A 26,372-nucleotide genomic window follows, 5' to 3' on the forward strand; every position below is an offset into this window, starting at 1 on the left:
ACTAGCCCGGCGGCGAGCTCTGCGTAGCTGAACTGACGGATGGCCTGCCCAGGCGCCGAGACAAGTTCGAAATGACCGTTGTCCACCTGGTCGACCTGGAAGTGGATGGAGGTCGGCAGGGAATCCACGTCCGAGGCGATCATCATGTCGGCGTTCAGCACAACGACGCCTCCGCCAGGCACTTTGAAGCTGGCATGAATGATTTCTGGCGCATCATTTACAGCTTCGACAACCAGGATCACCTGTGTGGTGTCGCCATAAACGATGCCATCGAAGGGACGATAACTGAAGCTCTCAGTACCAGACCAGTTGGCCGACGGCGTGTAACGGAAGCTGCCATCCGCAGCCAGAACCAGGGTTCCGTTGGTGGGGCCAGAGACCAGTTCCGCTACCAGCATGTCACCATCCAGGTCCGGATCATTGGCCAGAACCCCCGGCGCCAACACGTCAAGAACGCTGTCTTCATCGAGGCGATAAATGTCAGCGCTGCCCACAGGCACATCATTGACGCCAGTCACACCAATCACGAGGGTATGCGAACCCGTCTCGGTATCACTACCACCACCGGCGGTCCCACCGTCATCACGTACCCGGAAAGTCAGTGCGGCATAGGCTGCACCGGTGCCGTCCGCAGCAGGAGTATAGCTCAGCAGGCCCGCAGCGATATCACCCGCGGTGATCCACTGACCATTGGCCACCACCTGCCCACCGAGGGAAAGCACACCCTTTGCCGGCCCGGCGATGATCTGGACCGCGGCCAGATTGTTGGCTGGGGTATCCCGCGCATCCATGAAACCGAAACTGGCCAGCGTAAAAGTATGCGTGCCGTCTTCAAGCATTTGAACTCGGCCATCGCGGCCCTGTGGCATCTCGTTGCGGTTTTCGACCGATACAGAAAGCGCCTGGGTGCCAGTCAACACCCCGTCGGAAACACGCACGATGACATCGTAAACATTGTCCCTGTTCGCATCCGCCGGAACCCCAAAGCCGGGAGCCCTGACAAAACGCAAAATGCCGGAAACGGGATCGATCGTGAACCTGGCGACATCGGCGCCACCGGCCAGGCTGTAGCTGAGAGCCTGTGCCGGCTGGTCGGCGTCGCTGGCGGTGATGGTCATCACTTCCGTGGTGTTTTCGGCGACGAACACCACGGACGGACTGGTAATCACCGGGGCACTATCGTCCGCAGAGGTGACGGTGACGGCGATAGCCTGCGTGCTGGTACTGCCGTCACTGTCGGAGACTTGTACAGTCACGTCGTAGACGTTGTCGCCCCCGGCATCAAGCGGACTTTCAAAGTCGGGGGCACTCAGAAAACGCAGATCCCCGGTGCTGGTGTTGATGGTAAACAGCGCCGCATCGACCCCACCGGCCAGGCTGTAACTGAAACTCTGCGCCGGGCGATCGCTGTCGGAGACCGTAATCGTCGCAACGGCAGTGCTGTTTTCGGTGATCCACACAGCAGCCGGGATAGTGATCAGCGGCGCGTTGTCGTTTACCGCGCCAACACTAACCGCCAAAACCTGGGTACTTGAAAGAAGGCCGTCCGACACCTGCACGGTGATGTCATAGATATTGTTGCCGCCGATATCCAGCGGATTCTCGAAATCCGGTGCTGTCAGGAAGCTGAGGACACCGGTTGTTTCGTTGATCGAGAACCTGGTCGAGTCTGCTCCACCAACGATGCTGTAGCGCAACACGGTCTGGGCGCTATCTGCGTCGGTTGCGGTAACGGTCGTTACAGATGTGGTGTTTTCAGGCACCGAAACAACACCACTCGCGCCGCCACCATTGCTGGTAATCACCGGCGCTTCAGGCGGGGTATAGGTGATGACGAGATAGGGGCGCAGATTGAGCGTGCTGTATTCCGACGAGGCAAAGGTCCAGCTGTCGGCACCAGGATTCGCGGTAAGCAATGACCAGCCGTAATTGGCCCCGCCATTTGCCCAGATCTGCACGCTGGCATCCAGACCGCCAATAGTGTTCCATCCCGACGCGCCCGCACTGAAGGTCGCTACGGGCGTGCCGACGGCCTCCACGCCATTGGTCTGGATACCGGCACCCAGCGTGTTCCAGGTGGCGTTCTCGGTCCAGTTCGTCAACATCGTGTGCAGGGACACCGAGTCCGCCGCGTCCTGATTGATCACGTAAAAGGACAGGGAGGCCGAGTTGATCGTCGATCCGAAGGGAATTTGTCCGACGCCGTCACCAAAGATGCCGTCGAAGCGCAACAAACCCTGGGACACGGGCGATCCATCGTCGACGAGAACCGTGCTGGCGTTACCGTAGCTGGAGTCGGGCGTCACGCTGTCGAGGTAGGTGTCTTCCATGCCGGTGTAGCCGTCCAGCCCCTGCTGGTAACGACTGGCACCAATCTGGATGTTGATGGTGTCGCTGTCGGACAAAACACCGCCCCCCGTATTGCCTTGGTCAGCGGAGCCAAGGCTGATCGTCGCCGTACCGGTATATGCGGCTGTCGGGGTGTAGCTCAGGCCTTCCAGGGCAGCGTTGATGCTGGCCTGGGTGCCGGTAAAGGTCATGCCGGCATCCGCCGCGCCATCACCGGACACGAACGTCAGGCCAGTCGTATTGCCCAGCGTGAGGGTTCCGTGGGTCGCGACAAGACTGATCTGCAGCGGGTTGGCAGCGGCATCGGAGTCGGTTACAGAGAGCGCATTGCCATGGGACACACCAAAAACCAGTGGTGTATTGACGAGCGTCACCTGGGTGCCTGGTGTGGTGTTGGCGGGGCCATCATTGACGGCGGTGATGTTGATGAGCACCGACTTTGATCCGCTCGCCGCAGTGCCGCTACCCGTGTGGCCCAGGTCGTCAGCGGCAAGCGTCAGCGTATCGCTGGCGGGCGGCGTGTCGATATCGATCAGGTAGGTCAGGCTGGCACCAAGCTTGCCGGCCAGAAAATCGTTGATCTGCGCAAGCGTGCCATCAAATACAAGGCTGGCCGTCCCTGAGCCGGTAATCGTCACGCCGCTGCTACCCGCCGTGGCGCTGAGCGTACCGGAGACGACATTCAGGCGTGCACTGACGACATGACTGCCGGCATCCGCATCGGAAATCGAAAGACCCGTTCCACCCAGGACCAGTGCGCTTTGCTCGGTGGCTGTGTAGCTGGTGGACGTGATCGTCACGGCCGGTGCTTCATTCGTGTTGCTGACGGTAATGGCGAGGCTCTGATTGACCGCATAGGTTCCGTCATCCACCCGGACGATCACATCGTAAATGTTGTCTCCGCCCACATCGCCCGGCAAATCATAGTCGGGCGCAAGGGCAAAGTTGAGGGCGCCCGAGAAGGTGTCGATGGCGAATTTGGCCGCATCCGCCCCGCCGACAATGCTGTAGTAAAGCGTATCGCCAGGCAGGTCGGAATCGGTGGCGGTCAGGGTTGTGACCAGGGTCGTGCTTTCGGCGATGGTGACTGCCGCCATCACCCCGCCACCGTTGCTGGTCAGTACAGGGGCGTTGTCATTCACCGCAGTAACCGTCACGGTGATCGCCTGGATCGCCGTGCTGTTCGCACCATCCATGACTTGGACGATCACATCGTAGACATTGTTGGCGCCCTCATCCTGCGGGACTTCAAAGTCTGGCGCAGTCAGAAAACTCAGGGCACCTGTGTCAGGATCAATGGTGAACCTGGTGACATCGCCCCCCCCCGACAAGGCTGTAGCTCAGGGTATCGGCCGGCAGATCCGCATCGCTGGCCGTGACCGTCGTCACCGTCATGTCGGTTTCTGCCACGGATACGCTCGCCGTGACGCCACCGCCATCCGAACTGATAACAGGGGCATCATTAGCGACACTGATGGTGAGCTGCCCGCTGACCGTGGCACTGGTGCTGCCGTCACCGTCCTGGAGGTGGGCGCTGATCGTTCTCGTCAGGGCGGATGGCGTGTCGGAGAGGTTTTCATATGTGATGTTGCGCGCCAGCGCCTGGGCGATGTCCGGCGTGGTGCTGGCGTTGAAGCTGACGATCAGTGGCACGCTTCCGGTGCTTCCTCCTGACCAGGTGCCGATCACCACGCCGCCGTAGGTCACGTTGCTGCCACTGATACCGATCTGAGCAGCGCCACTTCCTTCGTTACGAATGGCGATACGGTCTTCGGCCTGACCATTAAGCGAAAAAGACACCACTAACTGGCCACCGCTGAAATCCGGCGAATCCAGATCGCTGATGATCGCAGCTGGAGCAAGGACAAGTGGTGGCGCGTTTTCGGTGTAGCTGATGGCTCCACTCAGGAAGCTCAATGCCGGCGCATCGTTGATGTTGGTGACCGTGACGGCAATCGCCTGGCTGTCGCTAGCCCCGGCGCCGTCCGCTACCTGGACGATCACGTCGTAGACATTGTTGGCGCCGGTATCGGACGGTGCTTCGTAGTCGGGTACCGTAACAAACGTCAGGACAGCGCTACTCGGGTCGATGGCAAAGCTCGCCATGTCGGAGCCACCGGAAATGCTGTAGATCAGAGTCTGCGCAGCATCCGGATCGGTGGCGGTGACCGTAGTGACCAAATTGCTGTTCTCGGCCACCGAAACCGCCGAATCTGCCCCGCCGCCGTTGCTGGAAATAGCTGGGGGATTGGTATGGATGTTTGCGGAAAACTCCGAGGTCTCGATGAACGCCATCCCGGCGCTCAACCGGGTGGCGGTGGCGGTAACGACATAACCGCCTGGAACTGCCACCGCGTAGTTTGAATTGAAACTGGCGTTGCCGCTGCCATCGGTCAGCACATCGACAAAGCCGATGTAGATCTGCCCTTCCCCGTACCCTGACGGATCGGACGTCGGGCTGGCGAAGAACTCCACCCGGAAATGGGTATCGATGATGCTGTTGAGCGTACCGGCAATGGTGATGCTGCTGCCGGTGGTTTGCGCTGAAGTCAGCACCGGGGTGTTCTGCAGACTGTTGGCACCCGTATCCACATCACCCGGATCGTTGCTGGTCACCCCGTCGCCACCCAGATCGATACCCAAAGCCCCGTTGCCATAGATGGTGTTACTGATCATCACGGTACCGGTGGCGGTCCCGAAAACCACGATGCCCTGAAGGCCATTTCCGGCAATGATGTTCCGGGTCTGGGACGTGGCACCGCCGATCATCGTGTTGATCGATCCTTCCCAAACCTGAATTCCCTCCTGCCCATTGGCCAGCATCGTGCTGCCGGCGGCATTGAGGCCGATGGTGTTGCCCTGAATGACATTGTCATCCGCAGCAAAGCTGATCAGGATGCCGTCCGAGAGGTTGCCTGAAATGAGGTTACCCGTGCCGGCTACCGAGCCACCGATCGTATTGTTGACGGCCCCATAGATTTCAACCCCCTGCAGGCTGTTGCCGATCGCCCCGGTACCGGCGGCGTTGGTCCCGATGTAATTGCCTTCCACGCGGTTGGCACTCGTTGCAGCATCGCTGATGCGCACGCCTGCACCGTTGTTGCCCGAGATGACATTGCGCGCGCCGACGGTCGTGCCGCCGACAGTATTGCTGCTTGCTCCACCGAAGATGGCAACACCCTGGTTGGTGTTGCCGATATCGACCGTACCGCTTGCGTCCAGACCGATGTAGTTGCCCCCAACCCAGTTGTTCATGGAGCCGATGCCCAGAATCTGCACACCGTCCACAGTGTTGCCGGAAATGACGTTGCGATCGGCTGCGAGGTTGCCGCCAATGACATTGTTGCTGGCGTTGCTGATGAAGACGCCGACCTGGTTGCCTGCGGCAGCTGTCCCGGTCTGGTTCGTCCCCAGATAATTGCCGACCACCGCCACGTTGGACGTATTGAGGATCTGAATGGCGCTGGAACCAAAGTTGTTGATGACCAGACCGCGAATGGTGCTGAGGGCACTGCCGCTGATCAGCTCAAGGCCGGGCGTCGCCGCACCTGCCGACATGCCGTTCAGCACGATCAGCGGTGTTCCCGCATAGCCTGTCTGGGAAGTACCGTCGATGCTGATGATGCTGTTGATCTGCGGCAGGGCCGACAGAACATTGATGGTCTGTGTGCCGGTACCGATATTGAAGGTGATGGTGTCTGCACCAGGCGTGTTGTTGGCGGCAAGAATGGCTTCGCGCAGGGATATGAGACCATCCGTTCCCCCGTTGCTGGCAATAAGGTCGGCGATGCTGAAGCTTGTACCGTCCCCGGTATTCACCGTATCCGCGGTTGTCGTGACAACCAGTTCGCTGGCCACATTGGTCACCGTCACCGCGATGCTCTGGGTGTCGGTCAGGTTGCTGTCGTCCACTTGAACGATCAGGTCGTAAACGTTGTTGGCACCGACATCGGCAGGGTTTTCAAAATCGGCCGGAACGGCAAAGGAAAGCATGCCCGTGCCGGGGTTGATCGTGAACCTGGCCGCATCGACACCGCCGGAAATGCTGTAGTTCAGGCCTGCACTGTCGGAATCTGTAGCGGTAACGGTGATCAGCTCAGTCCGGTTCTCCGTTATCGAGATGCTGGCGCTGGCGCCTCCGCTGTTGGATGTAATCACCGGCGCATCATTGGAGGGAACGATTGTCAGGGTTCCACTCACGACACTGCTGGTGCCGCCGTCACCATCCTCCACAAAGCCAGTCATCGTGCGGACCAGTGGGGACGGGTTGTCGGACACGTTTTCGTAGGTGATGTCGCGCCCGACGGCCTGTACGACGGCCTGCGTGGCATTGGCATTAAAGGTGACAATCAGCGGCGCTCCGCCAACCCCGCCGGACCATGTCCCGACAAGGGTGCCGCCGTACGTCACATTACTGCCACTCAAGCCAACCTGCCCTGCTCCTGTGCCCTGGTTGGCGAGAGCGATACGATCTTCGGCCTGGCCATTGGCAGAAAAGGACACCACCATTCGCCCGCCGGAAAAATCCGGGGAGTCCACATCGGAAACGCTGGCCGATGCGGATACCACCACCGGACCGGCGTTTTCTGCGTAATTGACGTCACCGCTGATAAAGGTCAGAACCGGCGCTTCATTGACGTTGGTCACCGTCACAGCCAGCGCCTGAGTGTCGAAGCCCTCAGCCCCGTCACTTACCGTCAGCGTCAGATCGTAGACATTGTTGCCCCCCGCATCGGCAGGTGCCTCGAAATTGGGGGCAGACACAAACGACAACGCACCGGAGCTGCTGTTGATCGAGAAGCTGGCCGCATCGGTGCCGGAAATACTGTAAAGCGTGGTTACGCCATCGACATCGGTGGATATCGCGGTGGTCACTGCCGTGGTGTTTTCGGCCACACTGATGACAGCCGACGGCCCACCGCCGTTACTGCCGATAACCGGCGCATCATTCACCGCCGTTAGCACCATGGTGACGATGACTGGCGTACTGGTTTCACCGGTGCCATCGGAAACGCTCAGGCTGATGGTGCGGGATGTCGTGCCGGGGTTCTCGCTGATATTCCGGTACGTGATGTTGCGCACGAGTGCCTGCACGGCGCCTAGCGTGGCACTGCTGTTGAAGGTGACGGTCAGCGGCGTGCTTCCGTTACCAAAGCTGCCGCTGTAGGTGCCGATGGTCACACCACCATAGGTAACGCTGGTGCCCGAAAGACCGATCTGGCCGGCACCGGAGCCCTCGTTGCGGATACCCAGTTCATCGCTCGCCGTACCATTGGTCGTGATCTGGTAAAGCAACTGGCCATTGGTAAAAACCGTGGTGTCTGCATCGGTCAGCGTCGCAGAGGCGTCGTAAACAGCCGCCGCGTTTTCGATGTAATTGCCGCTGGTTCCACTCAGGGTAATGACCGGCGGTGCCTTGTACAGATAGCGCTGCATGAATACGCCATCCGTATCACCTGTGCCGTTGCCACTCCAGACGGCCACCACACGACCACTGGCATCGGAAGCCACGCTGGGAAAAAGCTGTTCACCGGCAGTCGTGGTGCTGGTCCGTGTCTCAGGGGTCAGCGCCAGGCCAGAGGAGTCATATTGGCGCAGATAAACACCATGCAGCGCACCATCCTGCAGGTTGCTGTTCCAGGTAACCATGAAGCCGCCCGCACCGGTGGAGGTGACCACCGCGTTTTCCTGGGCATTGGCGGTCGTCGTATTGACCTGGAACTCGGAGCCCAGGCGGCTGCCCGAACTGTTGAAGCGCTGCCCGAACACCCCGTTGCCGCTGCCATCTTTGGCCGCATCTTCCCAGACAAGCACAAACCCACTCGTATCCATCGCTACCGACGGAAAATCCTGGGCATTGGCGGTGGTCGTGCTCACAAGGAATTCGCCGCTTCCCTGCACAACACCGCTCGCATTGAAGCGCTTGGCGTAAATCCCACGATCGGAGCCGTCCTGGCCGTTGCTGGCCCAGGCAATCACAAAGTTTCCGGTCGAGTCCATGCCGATCGCGGGCACGTCCTGATCCGCTGCCGTGTAGGTGTTCACCAGAAACTCGCCACTCAGGACGGTGCCGTCGGCGGCATAACGCCGGGCATAGATGCCGAATGTATTCGCCACATCCTGGTTCCAGCTCGTCCAGGTAACGACAAAATTGCCGGCATCATCCATCGCTACCGCGGCGGCCCCCTGATTGTCGAGGGTGGTGGCATTGACACGGAACTCCGACCCTTGCGCAACCCCCGTCGCGTTGTAGCGCTGGGCATACACACCAAGGTTGCTTGTGTCCTGCCCCTGGCTTTGCCACACGACAACGAAGTTACCGGCCGAATCCATCGCCACCTCTGGCCACTGCTGATCGCCCGAGGTCTGGGAATTCACCTTGAACTGCACACCCAGAGCATTGCCCGATGCGTCGTAGCGCTGGGCATAGATGCCGATCCCACTACCGTCCACGCCAGAGCCATCCTGCCAGACGACCACATAATTGCCGTTATCGGCCATTGCCACAGAGTGCGCACCGTCAAGCGTCGACTGGCCACCGGAGGTGGTGGTGTTAACCCGTGTTTCTGCCCCTTGCGTGGAGAGCGAAAGCACACCATTCCAGGAGGCCTGGAGAGTCGCCGAGACAAAGGGCATCGCATCGACACGACCGGTGACGTACTCCAGATCCCAGTCACCACCGAGCAACGCGCTGCCCGTCGTATCCGTACTGGCAGCCACGTCGGCACCGGTCAGCTGGGCCAGGGCATCGACCAGTGACTGGCCCTCCCCGTCCGCAGCCACATCGCAGCCATAGAGCAGGAAGTCGGCATCGCTGGTCAGGGCATCGCCCCAGGCAGCAATCTCGCCGGCCCGCAGGAACAGCATGCCGGCATCCAGTCGGGCCGCCCCCAGCGTGGCGACTCCGTCGCTACCGTGCCCGACCACATGCACCGCCGACACGTCACTACGCCCTGCAAGGGTCTCGGAAATGATCGAAATTCCATCCTCATCTGCCCCGACAAGGATCACCTCGATAGCCTTGCCGGCACGCTGCTGGGCAGCCAGATCTTCGACAAGCACCTGCACGTCGGGAAGGCGGGAGTCGATGAACGCCAGCTCGACACTGCAGCCCTGCACCGCCGTGCCACCATCATCCAGATGCTGCTGAATGCCGGCCACCGCCACCGCAACCAGCCCCGTCGGCGTCGGATCAGCCGAATATAGAATGCGCGACTCGAAGGTCTCGATCAGCGCCCGACGGTGGCGACGGGTAGGCATGCGTTCAGCGACGGTTCTTGTCCTTGCTGGCGCCGAGGCTCTCCTCCATGCGCAGGCCCCCCAAAATGCGGGTCGCCGGCCGCTCGGACGCGCCGGACACAGACGGAGTTGCTTCGGAAAAACTGATCCGGCAACGCAAACCCGCCGGCAATTGATGATTGGTATTGGGAAGCGACAGGCGGACCCGGAAGGTATTGCTGGCAGCGTCCACCACCCTGTCCACCAGCGTCACGGACGCATCGACAGCCTGGACACTGGGCAGATCCGGCTTGACGCTCGCCACGTCCCCCACCTGGATCGCCCCGAATCGGGCCGAAGGAACAATCACCTCGACCCGCAGGGTATCGATCTTTGCCACCCGAAAAACCGGTTTTTCCTCGACGCGCTCGCCGGTCGACAGATAGCGTTCGACCACCACCCCGTCAAAAGGACTGCGGATCGTGCGCAAGCCGATCTGGGCCTGCGCCACACCAAGCTCACGGCCCCACAAGCGCTGCTGCTCACGAGTCTGAGCCAGCCTCTGGTCGGCCACCTGCAAATCCGTGCGCGCCTGATCCAGCGCCTGCTGGGCAATGAAGTTGCGGGCCAGAAGATCTTCCGCCCGACGCATTTTTTGCTGTGCCAAATCGCGGCTGGCCTCCGCCGAGCGCAGATCCGCATCCGCCACGGCACGCGTCCGGGCCACTTCGGCAGTGGCCCGCTCCACGTCGCTGCGCAGCACGGCCAGAACCTGCCCCTTGCGCACCAGATCGCCCCGGTCCACCTTGAGCCCTTCGAGGACACCAATGACAGGGCTGCCCAGATCGGCCACTTTATCCGGCTCGATCAGGCAGCCCAGCGTCTGCGACCCGATTGGTCCAGCGGCGGCAACCCCCACCCAGGACCAGCATAGCCAGGTCAAAATCCGTCTATACATTCTCGTCATTCTCCGGGACCGCCAAAGGAGAGCCCCCGCTCCCACTCACGATCCGCCAGCAACAAGCCCCGGCGCGCCCGCCGTTCCCGACGCGCCTGCCTCCATTGATGCAATGCCAGCATCACCCGCAAGCCCACAGGGCTTATCAGCAGACGCAGTGCTGCATCCCTTGCGCACCACCGGGCCAGCATGCCCGACAAGGGCAAGCCCGCCACGCGCGGCGTCTCCAGACAGATCCATGTTTCGACGCTGCCCGGATCGCCCTGCCGCGCACAACGGCCTTCCAGTTGCCGGTCAATCCGTCTCGATGCATTGATCTGACAGCACATCACGTGAAGCCCTCCTGCGTCGGCCACCCCGGCTGCCAGCGGAATATCCGTTCCCCGTCCGGCCATGTTGGTTGCCACCGTCACCTGTCCCGCCTCGCCGGCACGCGCCACAATGGCGGCTTCATCGACATCGCAACGGGCATTGAGAACAGTATGCGGAATGCCTGCAGCAACAAGACGTGCCGAGAGTGATTCAGACTCGGCCACCGATGAGGTTCCCACCAGCACCGGCCGCCCCGCTGCACGGCACTCCGCCAGCCTTCCGGCAACGGCGTCCCACAAAGCGTGTTTGCTCCCGTATATACGGCAGGCAAGGGCTTTCCTTGAGCTTGCTTTGCGCAAAGAAACGCACACAACATCAAGTCCATACACCTCCCGCAGCTCGCCCCGGGCCTCTTTCAGCGTGCCGCTCATGCCGCCAAGACGGTGATAACGGGGAAAGAAACGCTGATAAGTAATCTGGGCAAGAGTCTCGGTGCCAGGTGAAGGACGCAGCCCTTCCTTCAATTCAACCAGCGTATGCAAACCACGTGACCATACCCGCCCCGGCGCCGCCCGCCCGGTAACTTCATCGACGATTTCTACCACACCGTCCCGCACCAGATAGTGCACATCGCGCCGGTAAACATGGGCCGCCGCCAAAGCCATGTTCACCACTTCCTCCCGCAGACGCACTGACCGCCAGCGCCCACCCAGCACCGCCGCTTTTTCGCCCAGCGCGAGGCGGCCCACTGCGGTGAGTTCAACCCGCAGCCCGGTGTCGTCGATCCGGAAATCCTGCTCTGCCAGCAGGCTTGTCGCCAGGAACCAGGCCTGCCAGAAGAAGGCTCGCCCGGCGCTGTCGCGCACCTGCCGCGACAAAATCAGCGGCATCATCGCTTCGTCAATGAGCAGGCTGTCGGCTTCATCCACGATGGCCATGCACAAGCCGCGCAGCAAGGACTGCTTAGCGTCGGCTTCGCGCAGGGCAGCCACCCTACGCTGCAAATCGCTACGGGTAAAACCGCGGCGCAGCCCGTCCCGCAGATAATCGAACACCACTTCGCGGGCGGTGACATAGCAAATGGACGCGTTGTAGGCAATGCGCCGCTGCGCTTCGTTCATTGGCCCGGTTACAAAGCCGACGCGCAGGCCAAGCAGGGCAAACAGCGGCGCCAGATTCACGGCATCCCGCTCGACAAGATAATCATTGGCCGTGAGGACATGCACCGGCGTACCAGCCAGTGCCCCCACTGCCGCCGCCAAGGCCGCCGCCAGGGTCTTTCCCTCTCCCGTCGCCATCTCGGCGAGACGGTTGTCCAGCATGATCAGCGCAGCGCGAATCTGGGTGTCGTAGGCCTTCAGCCCGAGACTGCGACGGGCCGCCTCGACTGCAGCAGCCAGTGCCTCCACGACACGCTCCACCGCCAGCCCGTCACGTCCGATGCGGGTCTGCACGGCCCTGAGCCGGGCAGCGAAGGCGGGCTCGTCCAGCGCCTGCCAGACCACCAGCGCAGCGCGCACGGCATCCACCTGACGACCATAGCGGGCGCGCCCCCAGGGCCAGCGAACACGGGGCGGATCACGGCGCTCCGGATAAGCGCCCCACACCAGACCTGGCAGGGGCACGCGGGCATCGAGGAGGCGGGTCATGCCGTCGGATTGAAATGACTCAGGAAGAGTTGCTTCAGGCGGCGCCCCCACTGCACGACCAGTGGCGTCCAGCCATGATCGAAGCGCACCCAGGCGCGTCCGCCAGCCCGCTCATGGACGTGTCCATCCAGGACTACGTCGAAAACAAACACCGGCGTCGGGGTCTGTAGATGATCCTTGTCGGCCGGATCGACTGGGAAACGCCCTCCGGCATGCTCGCCAAGGGCGGCACTGGGCAGCTTTTCGGTGGCGGCCGGAATGGTACGCAGCAGGCGCGCCGCCACCGACGCGTCAGGCTGCTCGGCCAGTCGCACCGCCACGTCACGGGTATCACCGCGTACCAGCGCCGCCACGTCCTGCTCCACCGCCACCCGTATGGTGGACGCTTCGCCGGTCAGGATGTGACCGAGCAGCGCCCCACGGGGCATAAAGGCCCCTTCCATGTCGGACTGGCGCGGCATGACCAACTGCCCGGCGACACTGGCGCGCAGCACCAGTAGCCCCTGGAGTTCCTTAACCCGGGCCAGTTGAGCCTTGACCCGGCTGATGTCCTCCTCCACATCGCGAGCCTTGACCGGGTCGCGCACAATGGCCTGATAAAGATCGGCATCCAGAGCATGGAGCTGACTGCTTAACCTGGCCGCATCGGCAACCAGGCGATTGTCCTCAAGCCTGGCCAGCGCCTGCCCGACCTCCACCCGATCGCCATGACGAGCCTCCAGGGAAACGATGAAACCATCGGCTCCAGTGCGCACCTGAGCCTGCTCGGGAATCCACACCACCCCCTGGGCCAGCGTTGCAAAGGGAAAAGGCACCCCCGCCAGCAGCACCAGCAGGCCGATACACAGTCCTCGACCAACATGCAGCACACGTCGTCGCATGAGATCGGGCAAGGCCATGCGCAACAGCTTGCGCCAGACCTGAAACACAGGCGTGACGAGCATCGCGAACACCACCCCGGCCCCCGCCAGCAAACCCAGGGCCATCGACCAGCTACCGATCCAGCCGACAATCGCCAGCGAGATGCTGATCCGGTAAAGAGCCGAGGCCGGCGCATAGAAGTACAGCCACGGCCTCTCGCCACGGCCCGGCTCGGGAGATGGCACATCCGGAATCCCCAACACCCGGTTGATAAGCAGATAGCGCCACCAGGCCTGGCTGCGGATCGCCAGGTTGGGCAGGTCAAGGGCATCGCAGAGCACGTAATACGCATCGAAGCGGAGCAACGGATTACCGTTGAAAAGCACTGTCGACACGCCACAAATCACCGTTATCACCAGTGCCACATCGCGCACCACGCCCGGCTCGACCAGCAACCACACCAGCAGCGCGACCGCCGCAATAACCAGCTCGGTGATGATACCGGCCGCACTCACCACCAACCGCTGGCTCGCATGGCGAAAGGCCGACGCCGCCGACGCGTCGACAAAGGGCGCCGGCGTCAGGAGCAGCAGACTGACCCCTACCTGGTGCACCTCGCCACCAAAGCGCCGCACGGCCAGGGCATGCGAGAGCTCGTGAATGGCCTTGACCAACGGATACAGCAGCCACGCTACCAGCAAGAAGCGCGGAGTCCCCATCCAGGTTCGCGCGTGGGATGCGAGTTCGCTGAAATTCATCGCCGCGGTAACCAGCCCGGCCATGATCAGCACCAGCCAGGCAAGCAGCAAGGGCCAGGAAAAGAGGAAACGCAGCCAGGGATCGAAGCGCTTCAGAAGCACGCTCGGATCCCCCAGACGCACCCGAAAGGCCAGCGGATTCACGGCCAGACGACGCGCCCGACGCCGCTCCTGATCCTCTCGGTGAAAGATCGACTCCACATCAGGAGTGATTTCGCACTGAATCAGACCACGCTGGTTCAACTGGACCAGCAGACGCACGATCTCGTCCTGGGTCAGCGCATCATCCGGATCGTGGGCATGCAAGGCCTCACTCACAGCATCAACCGTGCGGCGGCCATCGCAGCGTCCAACAAACGCGTAGGCCGATGCATTCATTCGGTGAAAACGTCCGCTGACCGGATCGGCCAGCACGTACCACACCTCGTCCCGATAGATCTGCCGGGTAACCCGCACCTGCGAACGAAGACGTGGATGCAGGCCTGCCACCCGGTACCACTGGTTGCTGAAGACGCTGGCGGTCATTTCAGCGCCCCCACCAACCCCACCATTCCAGACGAATCCAGTCTGTGAGGCGGTGGGTCCAGGCCCACAACAACGGTTCACGACCAACAGTAATGCGTGCCATACCACGCAGACCGGGCCGCAGGCTGTCCGGAATGCTGGTCAGCGCCGCCTCCACCTCGAAAACGTTATGCCCTTCCACTGCCATCGCCATCGGTGTGATACGCGTCACCGTCATGGACAAGGCGTCCCATGGCAGGGCCGAAAGGGCCAGACTGCCCGACTGACCGACCCGGATCCGCGCAATATCCCGCTCATCTACCTCAACAATGACCCGAAAGCGCTCCCGCGGCGCCACCGTGAGCAACACATCGCCGCGCTGCACCGGAGCCCCGAGGGACTGGGTCAGGTCACCGCGGATAAGCACGCCGTCGAACGGGGCCACGATATGGCTGCGTCCGATCTGCCCGTCCACCAGCGCAAGCTGGGCACGCGCCTCGTCAGCCTTCGCCTGGCTGATCACCAGCTGGGTACGGTCGGCCCTGGCCATGGCCGCAGAGTAGGCATTCTCATGCTGGGCCAATTCACTGCTCCACTTACTCCGCTCAAGCTGCAGATCCTGCTCGGCCAACTCCGCCAGCAACTGCCCGGCCTTGACCAGATCCCCCGGCCTGACCAGGGCCTGCTTGAGAAATCCATCCGCCGGCGCCACCAAAACCCGCTGAATTTCCCCTTCGACACGCGCATTGCCACCAACCCGGAACTCGAAGGGAACGGCCAGCAAGACCATAACTGCCGCCAGCATGATGCCGATTCCGGCCCGCAAGCGCCCACTGCCGGGCTCCCGCAGATGTACCCAGCCCCGTCGCAGACGATCACGCAAACGCTTGCGCCACGGCCTTTCGCCATGCCGCATGAAGTGCAACACCGGCCCCACAAGGGCTACCGCGTGCTCCAGCTCAACGATGCGTTCTGGCGAAAGCGCACTCGACTGGCGAAACTGCAGCAGCACGGCCCCCACCAGTTCATGCATGATGACAATCGGAATAGAGCACACCTCGCCAGCATCCCGACGCAACAGTGCCTCGTGGGCGAGCACGATCCGCGGTAGCTGATCGGGAGGAACCGGCGCCAGCACGGTTGCCGCCTGCTCAATGGCCTCGTCCATGGCGGCGCCGATAGCCCGCAGCATTTCTGTACGCCCTTCGCCGATGCTCCCGTGGGAGATCGCCACCACGCGGGTAAACCGGTCTTCAACAAAACCAACCGCTACCTGCTCGCAACCAAGACGCGTTGCAAGCTCCGAAGCAAAGGCCGTCGCCGACGGTCCCAGGCGGTCGTGGGAGACCACAGCGGCCTGCAGGGCAAGCACATCGAGAGACAGGGTTTCGCTGGAGAGGGGCGGGAGACGGGAGTTCAGAGGATCGATCCTGAAAATATGTCGTCTCCGTATTGACGACGCATCAACCCAAAACTTTAGCGGGAGATGGCTGGCAGCGCGTCATCCAACACGTTTCGCAAGGCGCAAAAAAACTCCCTTGCGCCTTGCGACGAAAGGGAGCTTCTTCAATGGCCGGAAAGTTTTTCCGGCCCCCATCGATATGCAGCTTAGCGGTCGGCCGTCAGTTGGGCGATAAACGCGGCTTCCTTTTCAGCGGGAAAGGCGTGTTCAGCCAGAACACGCTGCACGGCGCGAGGGTCGCTACCCTTGCCAGCCACGGTAAACTCGATCCCGAGCGTACGACCATTGGCAGCCAGGGTCATGAAGGCGCTACGCCAGCGCTGGGACTCTGCCAGCCGTTCGCGCACTTCGCTTTCATTGCGGATCACGACACCCGCGGCTTTGAGGGAATCCAGAAACTCTGCGTAGGACTCGTTGCAATAACTGCCCATCGACTTCTCCTGTGAAATCCGGTGATCGCTCACCTGTCTTCCCTTAACGCAAACGTCAGCTTGGCAGATGACACGATTTCAAAAAAACTTTGAATTTTTTTCTCACCTGCCCGTGACCCTAAATGTGGAAGCGCTCCAGCGCACTGCGCAGGCTCTCGGCATTACCGGTCAAAGCCGTTGCTTCACCGGCGATATCACTGGTCGCCACGGCCGAGCGGTCAGCCATCTGGGAGATGTGCTCGACGTGCCTGGCAATTTCCTGCGCGGCCTGACTCTGCTCCTCCAGGGCATTTGAAATACTGTTAACGATGTCACCCACCCCATTGGCCCGACCGGTGATCAGATCGATGGAGTCACCCGCCGCACCCGCATGGGCGACGCCGGTATTCACCAGAGACACCGCACTTTCGATACAGGCCAGCACCGATTCCTTGGCACCACGCATGTCGTTCATCATCAGACCGATTTCGTTGGTCGCCGTAGTGGTCCGCTCGGCGAGCTTGCGCACCTCATCAGCCACCACGGCAAACCCGCGGCCCAGCTCGCCCGCTCGTGCAGCCTCAATGGCTGCGTTGAGGGCAAGCAGATTGGTTTGATCGGCGATGCCCTTGATGATCGTGACAACCTCGGCCGCCCGTTCGGACTCGCGCCCCAGTGCTTCAACCCGCTCGGCGGCATTACCGATCACCCCGGCGATACTGGACATTTCACCCACCGCAACCTTCACGACCTTGCTGCCCGCCATCGCAGCGTCACTCGAATCTGATGACAGACGGCGGGCATCGCTGGCGTTGCCGGAAATCTGGCTGATGGATGCTGTCATCTCCTGCACGGCCGCAGCCATGGCTGTCGTGGAGTTGTTCTGGTCACTGACGCCGTTGGCAATGTCGATGGAAGTTTTCGTGAGACGGGTCGCCAGGGACTGCAGGCTATCGGCCGTGTTACGGGCCTCGGTCAGCGTACGGCGCAGCTCTTCCTGCATGCGTGCCACCGCCCCCAGCAACGGGCGGTCCTCGCAGCGTCGGGGATCGAAGGGATAGTCCAAATGACCGGCAGTAACCCGCCTGGCGAAATCCGAAACCGTCATGCCGTCCTCGACCATGCCCTTGAGAAGACCGGCCATGAAGCACAGCAAACCCGTCTCGACCACCACATAGACAGCATGGATCAGCACGCGCACGATCCCGTCTACCTGGGGAAAAATATAAACACCGGCCCCGCTCGCCTGTAGCCAGGCGAAGCCAAGATGATGCACGGCAATCAGGCCGGCAGCAGCCACCAGCGGACGCCAGTCGCAATACAAGACAAGAAAGGCCAACAACACGAAAATCCCGAAGTGGGCTTCGATGGTTCCACGGGTCTGCTGGATCAACAGCGCACAAAAGATCATGAAGGCGCAGCCCACCGCAATACGCGTCACCAACGCGCCCTGGGCAGTACGACTGAGCAGAAAAGGCACCAGAAATGCCGGAACGCCAACAGACAAGGCAGGGCCCCAACTGTCAGTCACCCCAGCCACGACAAGACAAAGCAGCAAATGCGCCCCGAGGGTCCAGATGAAAAGATTGTCGGCCCGTGCCCTGAAACTAATCAGCCCATCATCAGCTGCCATTATTCCTGCACTCATCGCACACTCCCAAAAATGGATCCGCCGGATGTAGCGCTACATATATCCCCCGCCCGCACTGACTCAAGTTGCAAAGACCACAACTGTCCGGCAGAGATCGTCAGCCATACCCCCAGCACCAACCAGGGCCATATTGCTTTGACGCGCCTCTGCCCCCCGCAGGATCTCGGTTTTTTGTTATCGATCATGGATCACATTTTTATGTTGGACCTGTAATCCATAACGGTGCATTGGGCACTGTCCTTGAGCAATATCACGTCCGAGACAGATGGTTGAGTATCGGGTTGAGCATGGCCGCACCAAGGCGCTTGCTGCGCTCCCCGTTCCAGCCGGCAAGACCATCAGGCAGATTGGCATTGTCCTTGAAAGGCATTTCGAGAGTGATCGACACACAATCGAAGCGATGGGCCACCCACTTCGAGGCAAGACTCAGGAGTTCGTCCTTGAAACGCCCATTGAGGTAGCCGTGCTCGGTCTGGAAGTCCGGGCTGGCGGCCTGGAAGGCATCGATAAAACGGGCCTGACGTACCCGCTGCTCATCCGAAAAGCCCGGTACTTCTTCGGCAGTCGAGAAGAACACATAGGGCAGCGCCTCGTCACCGTGAATGTCGAGGAAGAGTTCCACCCCGCTCGCCTCCATGGCCTGACGGACGAGCAGCACTTCCGGGCTGCGTTCCAGGCTCGGCTCACGCCATTCGCGGTTCAGGTTGGCACCGGCCGCGTTGGTGCGCAGATTGCCGCGAATCGCCCCATCCGGGTTCATGTTGGGCACGATGTAGAGCACGGCCTTCTCGCGGATGCGCCTGGCCACCGGATCAGCCGCATCGAGCAGGCGATCGAGCAGACCTTCAACAAACCACTCGGCCATGCTTTCGCCCGGGTGCTGACGGGCGATGATCCAGATAGGCACCTGGCCCGTATCCGGGCGTCCGACGGTGACCAGATCGAGATCGCGCCCGTCGACGGTCGCCCCCAGGTTGTTGACCGACGCAAAAGGCGACATCTCCACGCGGCCGAGCAGGTCCAGATGGCGCTCGTGGGAATACGGCTCGAAGTAGGCGTAGTAAATACCGTTACGCTCGGGCGTATGCTCGACGATCAACTGGCCGTTCTCGTAGCGGGTGCCAGTGATGCGGAACCAGTGATGCCGATCATACGATGCGACGCAGCGATAGCCCGGCCAGCCGTCCGGGTAGGCCGCTTCCGACGCATTCTCGAAAACCATGCGCACCGGCAGCCCCGCCGCGCCGTGCAGGCGGAAGTGAAACCACTGCCGAAAACTGCTGTCGCTGGCGATACCCTGGTCGGCGCGCAGGCGCAGGCGGATGTTGTCCGGCGTATCGATGGACAGCACCTCGATGGCGCCGGAGTCGAAATTGCTGCTGATGCGTAGCGTCATGAAAAGGGATTCCGGTCAGGCGAAAAGATGTGTAATGGCGTACAGGGCCAGGCCGATGAGACCGCCGACGACGGTACCGTTGAGGCGGATGAACTGCAGGTCACGGCCGACACTGACTTCGATCTCGCGCACCAGGTCCTCGTCGTTCCAGGCCCGCACGGTGCTGGCGATATGCCCGCCAAGACTGTCGCGCACTTCCGGCGCGAGACTTTCGACAATGTGCTCGATGCGTTCATTGAGCGAATCCCGCAGGGCCGGGTTGGTAGCCAGGCTCGCCCCGAGGGCGCTGGCAGCCGACGCCAGCCGACGCCGGATGTGCGAATCCGGCTTGGCCATGTCGCGGCCCAGCCAGTCGCGCAGTTCATCCCACAGCTCCCGCAGGTAGGTACCCACGGCCGGATGGGCGAGAAATTCGCGCTTGACCTGATCCACCCGGTCGCGGAAGGACGGGTCGTGCTTGAAACGCTGGATGTAACGGGCAATCACCTCGTCGAAGGCGGCCCGCCGAGGATGCGCCGGATCACTGGCAATTTCGTCGAGCAGACCATTCACGCCAGCCACGATGCCCGTCGCCACCTTGTCCCCGAGTTCGGTCGGGCTGATGCCGACCAGCCCCAGCATGGAGACGACCTTCGGGTATTCCTTGCCCGCCACGTCGACGATCATGCCGGCGAACCCCTGCTTGACGCCCGGCTCGTTGAGCCAGTGGGCCAGCTTGTTGAGCGCTTCGTCGAGGAGCGCCTGATGGCGGCTGTGTTCGGTCAGCGCGTCGAGAATGCGCCCGACGCTGTCACCCATGTCCATCGCCCCGGCACGCCGGCGCAGGGCGTGCAGGAACAACCGGCGCACCCGCGGATCATCCATGAAATCCACCGACTGGGCCAGAATCAGCCCCAACCGGTCCGCCAGCAAAGTGGCGTTCTTTGGCTCCTGCAGCCAGATTCCCAGGCGGGCTGCCAGGTTGGCCGCGCGCATGCGCGCCACCAGCGAAGCCGTATCGAGAAACTTGTCGCGGATGAACACCGCCAGGTTGTCAGCCAGCCGCGCCTTGTTGCGCGGCAGGATCGCCGTGTGGGGAATCGGCAGACCGAGCGGATGACGGAACAGGGCCACCACCGCAAACCAGTCGGCCAGCGCACCGATCATCGCCGCCTCGGCAAAGGCAGCCACCCACGGCCAGCCCTGCATGCGGGCGACGATCAGGATCACCACCACGGCCACCAGCAAGCTCGTCGCGAGGGTCTTCATGCGGGCCAGTTTGAGCATTTTTTCGGGATTTGCCATGTGCCTGACTCTCAGCCCTCGCGCCGCCGGAACACCCAGCGGCTGTCATCCGACGCTTCGGGGGCAAAGGCATAACCATCGCTGCCGAAGTCCTTCAGTTGCTCCACGTCTTCCACGGCATGCGTGATCGCGTAACGGGCCATCAGGCCGCGGGCGCGCTTGGCGTAGAAACTGATGATCTTGTAGCGCCCGCCCTTCCAGTCCTCGAAGCCAAGATTGAGCAGGCGGCCCTTGAGCTGGGCCGGTTTGACCGACTTGAAATATTCTTCGGAAGCCAGGTTCACCAGCACCGGCGCCCTGCCCGCCTCGTCCTCGCGGGCCAGGAGCCGGTTGAACGCCTCCGTCTGGGTCATGCCCCAGAAGGTGTACAGATCCTTGCCGCGGGCGTTCTTGAAGCGGGTGCCCATTTCCAGGCGGTAAGGCTGCATCAGATCGAGCGGCTTGAGCAGGCCATAGAGGCCGGACAGGATGCGCAGATGCTGCTGGGCGTAGTCGAGCTGGGATTCGTTGAGCGTCCTGGCGTCGAGGCCGTCATAGACGTCACCGTTGAAGGCGAGCACCGCCGGCTTGGCGTTGGCCGGCGAAAACGGCTGCGACCACTGGGCGTAACGGGCCACGTTGAGGGCAGCAAGCTGATCGGACAGATCCATCAGCCGGGCAACTTCTGCATGGGACAGCTCGCGCAGCCCGGCGATCAGTTCCGCGGCATGGTCCAGGTATTCGGGTTCGCTGAAGCGCAGCGTGGTGGGTGGCGTCTCGTAGTCGAGGGCCTTGGCGGGGGACAACACGAAAATCATGGGGGCAGACTGAAAAGACGGAAGTGGCCGAATCTTAACAAACCGCGCTCAGGGTAACGGCTCCAGGTGGGTAGTCACCTCAATGCCCGGCAGCGCTGCGCCAAGATCGGCCTCAATCTCGTCGAGCAGCTCGTGTCCCTGGCGAACGCTCCAGTCACCCGGCACCAGCACGACAACCTGGAGAAAAGCTACGGCGCCCGCGCGACGCGTACGCAACCCCCGAAAAGCCACGCCACGCCGATGAAAGGACTCCAGCACCGTGCGGGCGCGGGTCACCGCCTCGCCGTCGAGGCTGCGATCCATGAGGCCATCCACCGACTCGCGCAGCAGATGCCAGGCTTCAAAGGTGATGTGCAGGCCGACGGCAATGGCGATCAACGGGTCCAGCCGCAGCCAGCCTGTCCATGCCACCAGGGCCACCGCTGCAATGACACCGACCGAAGTCCACACATCGGTCATCAAGTGCCGCGAATCGGCGCGCAGGGCGATGGAGTTGAAGCGCTCCCCGGCCTGCGCGAGCACCCGCGCGACGATAAAATTGATCACAGTCGCTGCCGCCGACCAAGCCAGGCCCCATCCCGGGGATTCGATGGGTTGCGGTGCGACCAGGCGTTCTGCCGCAGCCCAGATGATGGCTACCGCCGCCCCGAAAATCAGGATGCCTTCGAAACCGCTGGAAAAATACTCGGCCTTGCTGTGGCCAAAGGGGTGGCCCCCATCCGGCGGATCGCGGGTGATGAGGATCATCCACAGGGCAAAGCAGGCACCGGCCAGATTGACGAAGGACTCGAGTGCGTCCGACAGCAGCCCGACCGAGCCGGTGACCCACCAGGCCAGGGTTTTGAGCGCTATCGTGGCCAGCGCGGCGGCGATGGACAGCCAGGCGAAGTGGTGCTGCTCCAGCCGGCGCATGACGGGCTTCGCTTAGCCGCGCTCCACGTCGGTCACACCCTTCACATCACGGATCAGGGTCTGTGCCCGCTGGATCTGGTGACCGTCATGCACTTCGAGCGTGAAGCGCATCCGCGCGGCGCCCTTGCGGCTCAGCGTATTGACGGCAATCACGTTGAGCTTTTCCCGCGATAGCACTTCCGAGATGTCCCGCAGCAACCCCTGCCGGTCCATGGCGTGCACCAGGATGTCCACCGGGAAGACCGCATCCTTCGGTGCGCCCACGCTGCCCCATTCGGCACCGATCAGGCGTTCCGGGTGCGCGCGGACGAGCTCCTGGAAATCACGGCACTCGACCCGATGGATCGACACGCCCCGCCCCTTGGTGACGTAGCCCTGGATTGCATCCGGCGGGGCCGGCTTGCAGCAGCGTCCGAGGGAGGTCATCAGCTTGCCGACCCCGACGATCAGGATCGTGTCACCCGCATCGCCGGAATGGCTCTGGCCGAGGACGACCTCGGGGACTTCCGGCGGCGGCTCCAGGGAGTCGGCACCGCGCAAGGCGATCTGGATCGCCCGCGGCCCCACTTCACCCCGGCCGGCCGCGATGAACAGGGCTTCGGCATTCTTGAAGCCGAGACGCCCCGCCAGATCCTCGATATTGACCTGACCGTGCCCTTCGCGCTGGAACTCCCGGGTCAGCACGCTGCGACCACGCACCAGCAGCTCCTCTTCTTCGAGGGCGCTGAAATACTGTTTGATCTTCTGCCGCGCCCGCGGCGTGCACACGTAGTTCTGGTGTGAATTGAGCCAATCGCGCGACGGCCCGCCCTCCTTGGTGGACATGATCTCCACTGTCTGACCGCTTTCCAGCGGCGTGTTGAGGGTGACCAGTTGCCCGTTAACCTTGGCGCCCCGGCAGTGGTGGCCGACGTCGGTGTGCACCCGGTAGGCGAAGTCGATGGGCGTCGCCCCGCGCGGCAGGTCGATAACCCGGCCCTGGGGCGTCAGCACGTAGATGGTGTCATCCAGCGATGCACGCTTGAACTGCTCCAGCCAGTCAGCGGAATCGGTCACCTCGTCGCGCCACGACAAGAGGCTGCGCAGCAGGGCGATCTTCTCGTCGTAATCGGCGTTGGGCGCGCCGGTGCCTTCCTTGTAACGCCAGTGAGCCGCCACGCCGAGTTCGGCATGGTTGTGCATGCCGTGGGTGCGGATCTGCACTTCCAGCGAGCGCCCGTCGGCGGCATACACGGCGGTGTGCAGCGACTGGTAGTTGTTACCCTTGGGCATCGAAATGTAGTCGTCGAACTCCTTGGGAATCGGCGTCCAGATCTGGTGCACGATGCCCAATACCGCGTAGCAGTCCTTCACTTCCTGCACCAGCACACGCAGGGCGCGCACGTCGTAGATCTGCGAGAAGTCGAGGCGCTTGCCGCGCATCTTGTTGTAAATGCTGTAGATGTGCTTGGGCCGGCCATACACCTCGGCCTTGACCCCGATCGCTGCCACCTCGCTCTTCAGGCGGGCCACTGCATCGACAATGAACTGCTCGCGCTCAACACGCCGTTCATCAAGCATGCGGGCGATGCGCTTGTAGGTTTCCGGCTCCAGGAAACGGAAGGACAGATCCTCGAGCTCCCACTTGAGCTGCCAAATGCCCAGCCGGTTGGCCAGCGGTGCGTAGATGTCGAGACTCTCGCGGGCGATGGACTCGCGGATCGGGCCTGGATGGTCGGTGAAATAACGCAGGGTCTGGGTGCGCGACGCAACACGCAACAACACCACGCGGATGTCTTCCACCATGGCGAGCAGCATCTTGCGCAGCACCTCGCTCTGGGCGCGGATTTCGGGGGCACTGGCGGTGGTGGTCATGCGCGTGATGACGCGCAGGCCGTTAAGGCGACGCAGGCCATCCACCAGCAGGGCTACCCCGTCGCCAAAGCGGGCCACGATGTCATCGTTCGGGTGATCGAGCACGTCGCCCACCGCAAAGCACAGCGCAGCGATGCGGGTATCGGCATCCAGCCGCAGGGACGCGGCAATCAGCGCCGTACCGAGGGCATGCTGCCAGACTGGCTCATGCGTACCGAGTGTCCGGGCTTCGTAAATGGGCTGAACCCACTCCAGCGCCGCGCCAACCCGGCGGGCATCGTCGGACGCGAGTCCTTCGCAGAGGAGTTCGGGCGCGGACAGCGCGGAGGCGGACTGGGATATTGAATGCGTAACGGCGACCATGCCGGCATTATCCTATAGGCTGGCTGTAGAGGGTTTGATCTTCATCGTTCCGTTTGTGTGCGAAGACACATAGCTACAGCCACTACCCACAAATTTCCCACGCCTTTCGACACTGACCTTACCTGCATGTTCTCCGCCTTCCGCCGCTGGCGGCGCAAACGCACCGCCGACCGCACGCAGATTTCACCCGAACAATGGGCGCGCGTCGAGGCAACCCTGCCTTTCCTCGACTTCCTGCCGCCGGAAGAACGCCCCCGCCTGCGCCGCATGGCCCTCGAATTTCTCGCCGACAAGGAAGTCCACGGCGCCGAAGGGCTGCTCGTCACCGACAACATTCTTCTGTCCATCGCCCTGCAGGCCTGCCTGCCAGTACTGAATATCGGTATCGACGCCTACGCCGACTGGGTCGGCATCGTCGTTTATCCCGGTGATTTCGTCGTTCCCCGCAGGGTCGCCGACGAAGATGGCGTGGTGCATGAATACGACGACGAAGTCCTCGGCGAAGCCTGGGAAGGCGGTCCGGTGCTGCTGTCGTGGTTCGACGCAGAAAACCCCCTTGACGGCATCAACGTGGTGATTCACGAATTCGCCCACAAGCTGGACATGAGCAACGGCGAAGTGGACGGCTACCCGCGGCTGCCGGCCAGCATGTCCGCCAGTGCCTGGGCCGCCGCTTTCCAGCACGCCTACGACGATTTCTGCGCCCGCTTCGACCGGGGTGAGGACTTGCTCCTCGACACCTACGGCACCGAACATCCGGCAGAGTTTTTTGCGGTCATGAGCGAAGCTTTTTTCGAGACACCAGGGCTTCTGAAAAAGGAATACCCAGCTGTTTACAAGCAACTTTCTCTCTATTACCAGCAAGATCCGGCAAGCCGGCAAGCCACCCCGGCGCACACCCCGACAGCATTCCCGTAACAAAACTTTGCCATGCACCGATCCACTGTCTAGAGTTGTTAAGCCACTCCGGCATTCCTTACAGACAGTGGAGAGCATTACATGGCTATTACCTGGATTCTGGTCGCCAACGCGAGCCTTGCCCGCCTGTACGCCAACCTCGGTCCGAAGCAGGGCCTGCAGCTGGTCAAGGAAATCGCCCACCCTGAAAGCCGCATGAAAAATGCCGAGCTGTCTTCCGACCGGGCGGGGCAGATGCAGGCCGGCGGCAGCGGTCATGGCTCGCGGGAACAACAAACTCCGCCCAAACTCAATGCCGCGCGCAGCTTTGCCCAGATGCTCGCCAAGGAACTCTACCTCGGGCGCAGCCGCAATCTGTTCGGCCGAGCCATCCTCGTCGCCCCGCCCGCCTTCATGGGCATGCTCAACGCCACTCTCGACGGCCCCACGTCGCAAATGGTGACCGACCGTCTCGAAAAGGATTACACCAAGTCCTCCGAGCCAACCCTGTGCGGGCGCCTCGAAAGCTGCATCCTCGTCTGAATCTCCTCGCGAGCCCCAGGTCTGCGCCCCCCGCCGTTTCCACTGCAGCACAGAAAAACGGCCCTATCCAGACCGTAGGGGTACACCGCGCTTGCAGGCGGCTGTGATGGGGGTCGCATCCGCCTGTTCTTTCCCCCCTACCCGTTCAACATCTGTGAGGAAGTGCCGCAAGCCCTGTGCAGGCGGCCCCTATT

15 protein-coding genes are annotated in these 26,372 nt (G+C 62.2%); 2 read left to right on the forward strand and 13 right to left on the reverse strand.

From position 1 onward, the window contains the following. The 13 genes from ETQ85_RS08440 to ETQ85_RS08500 all read right to left on the reverse strand — a co-directional run. A partial coding sequence (locus ETQ85_RS08440) for a cadherin domain-containing protein (protein ID WP_148578611.1) occupies positions 1-3,680 on the reverse strand: 3,680 nt, incomplete at its 3' end. Then, complete coding sequence (locus ETQ85_RS08445; protein WP_148578612.1) at positions 3,643-9,609, reverse strand: DUF4347 domain-containing protein; 5,967 nt, start codon at positions 9,607-9,609, stop codon at positions 3,643-3,645. The genes ETQ85_RS08440 and ETQ85_RS08445, both read right to left, overlap by 38 nt. Positions 9,610-9,613: 4 nt before the next feature. Continuing rightward, entirely contained in the window at positions 9,614-10,525 is a 912-nt protein-coding gene (locus ETQ85_RS08450) for an efflux RND transporter periplasmic adaptor subunit (protein ID WP_187394641.1), read from the reverse strand. A 5-nt stretch (positions 10,526-10,530) separates the two neighbouring features. After that, positions 10,531-12,486: a preprotein translocase subunit SecA gene (locus ETQ85_RS08455; RefSeq protein WP_148578614.1), complete on the reverse strand. Its 1,956-nt coding sequence runs from the start codon at positions 12,484-12,486 to the stop codon at positions 10,531-10,533. Beyond that, entirely contained in the window at positions 12,483-14,630 is a 2,148-nt protein-coding gene (locus tag ETQ85_RS08460) for a PqqD family peptide modification chaperone (protein WP_148578615.1), read from the reverse strand. Before ETQ85_RS08460 ends, ETQ85_RS08455 begins: the two co-directional genes overlap by 4 nt. Position 14,631: 1 nt before the next feature. Continuing rightward, positions 14,632-15,981: an efflux RND transporter periplasmic adaptor subunit gene (locus tag ETQ85_RS08465; RefSeq protein WP_148578616.1), complete on the reverse strand. Its 1,350-nt coding sequence runs from the start codon at positions 15,979-15,981 to the stop codon at positions 14,632-14,634. A gap of 236 nt (positions 15,982-16,217) precedes the next feature. Further along, on the reverse strand, positions 16,218-16,502 hold the full coding sequence (locus ETQ85_RS08470) for a hypothetical protein (protein ID WP_148578617.1): 285 nt from the start codon (positions 16,500-16,502) through the stop codon (positions 16,218-16,220). Positions 16,503-16,620: 118 nt separating this feature from the next. After that, positions 16,621-17,961, reverse strand: coding sequence for a methyl-accepting chemotaxis protein (locus tag ETQ85_RS08475; RefSeq protein ID WP_187394642.1), 1,341 nt, complete (start codon positions 17,959-17,961; stop codon positions 16,621-16,623). A gap of 421 nt (positions 17,962-18,382) precedes the next feature. Further along, positions 18,383-19,528 (reverse strand): M14 family metallopeptidase, encoded by a 1,146-nt coding sequence (locus ETQ85_RS08480; RefSeq protein WP_148578618.1) that lies wholly within the window; start codon positions 19,526-19,528, stop codon positions 18,383-18,385. Positions 19,529-19,543: 15 nt separating this feature from the next. Further along, a complete protein-coding gene (locus ETQ85_RS08485) occupies positions 19,544-20,812 on the reverse strand; it encodes a DUF445 domain-containing protein (protein WP_148578619.1) in 1,269 nt (422 codons plus the stop codon). Positions 20,813-20,823: 11 nt separating this feature from the next. Continuing rightward, entirely contained in the window at positions 20,824-21,609 is a 786-nt protein-coding gene (gene yaaA / locus ETQ85_RS08490) for a peroxide stress protein YaaA (protein WP_148578620.1), read from the reverse strand. A 48-nt stretch (positions 21,610-21,657) separates the two neighbouring features. Beyond that, the gene (locus ETQ85_RS08495; RefSeq protein WP_148578621.1) at positions 21,658-22,521 is read right to left on the reverse strand and encodes a cation diffusion facilitator family transporter; all 864 of its coding nucleotides are present in this window, start codon (positions 22,519-22,521) and stop codon (positions 21,658-21,660) included. 12 nt (positions 22,522-22,533) lie between these two features. Continuing rightward, positions 22,534-24,738, reverse strand: a complete 2,205-nt coding sequence (locus ETQ85_RS08500) for a RelA/SpoT family protein (RefSeq protein ID WP_148578622.1) — start codon at positions 24,736-24,738, stop codon at positions 22,534-22,536. 126 nt (positions 24,739-24,864) lie between these two features. On the opposite strand from ETQ85_RS08500, the gene ETQ85_RS08505 reads away from it, so the two are divergent. Continuing rightward, positions 24,865-25,656, forward strand: a complete 792-nt coding sequence (locus ETQ85_RS08505) for a M90 family metallopeptidase (RefSeq protein WP_148578623.1) — start codon at positions 24,865-24,867, stop codon at positions 25,654-25,656. An 81-nt stretch (positions 25,657-25,737) separates the two neighbouring features. Further along, a complete protein-coding gene (locus ETQ85_RS08510; RefSeq protein ID WP_148578624.1) occupies positions 25,738-26,178 on the forward strand; it encodes a host attachment protein in 441 nt (146 codons plus the stop codon). The last annotated feature ends 194 nt before the right edge of the window (positions 26,179-26,372 follow it).

This window comes from Zoogloea oleivorans (genome assembly GCF_008107625.1).
Classification (GTDB): Bacteria; Pseudomonadota; Gammaproteobacteria; order Burkholderiales; family Rhodocyclaceae; genus Zoogloea; species Zoogloea oleivorans.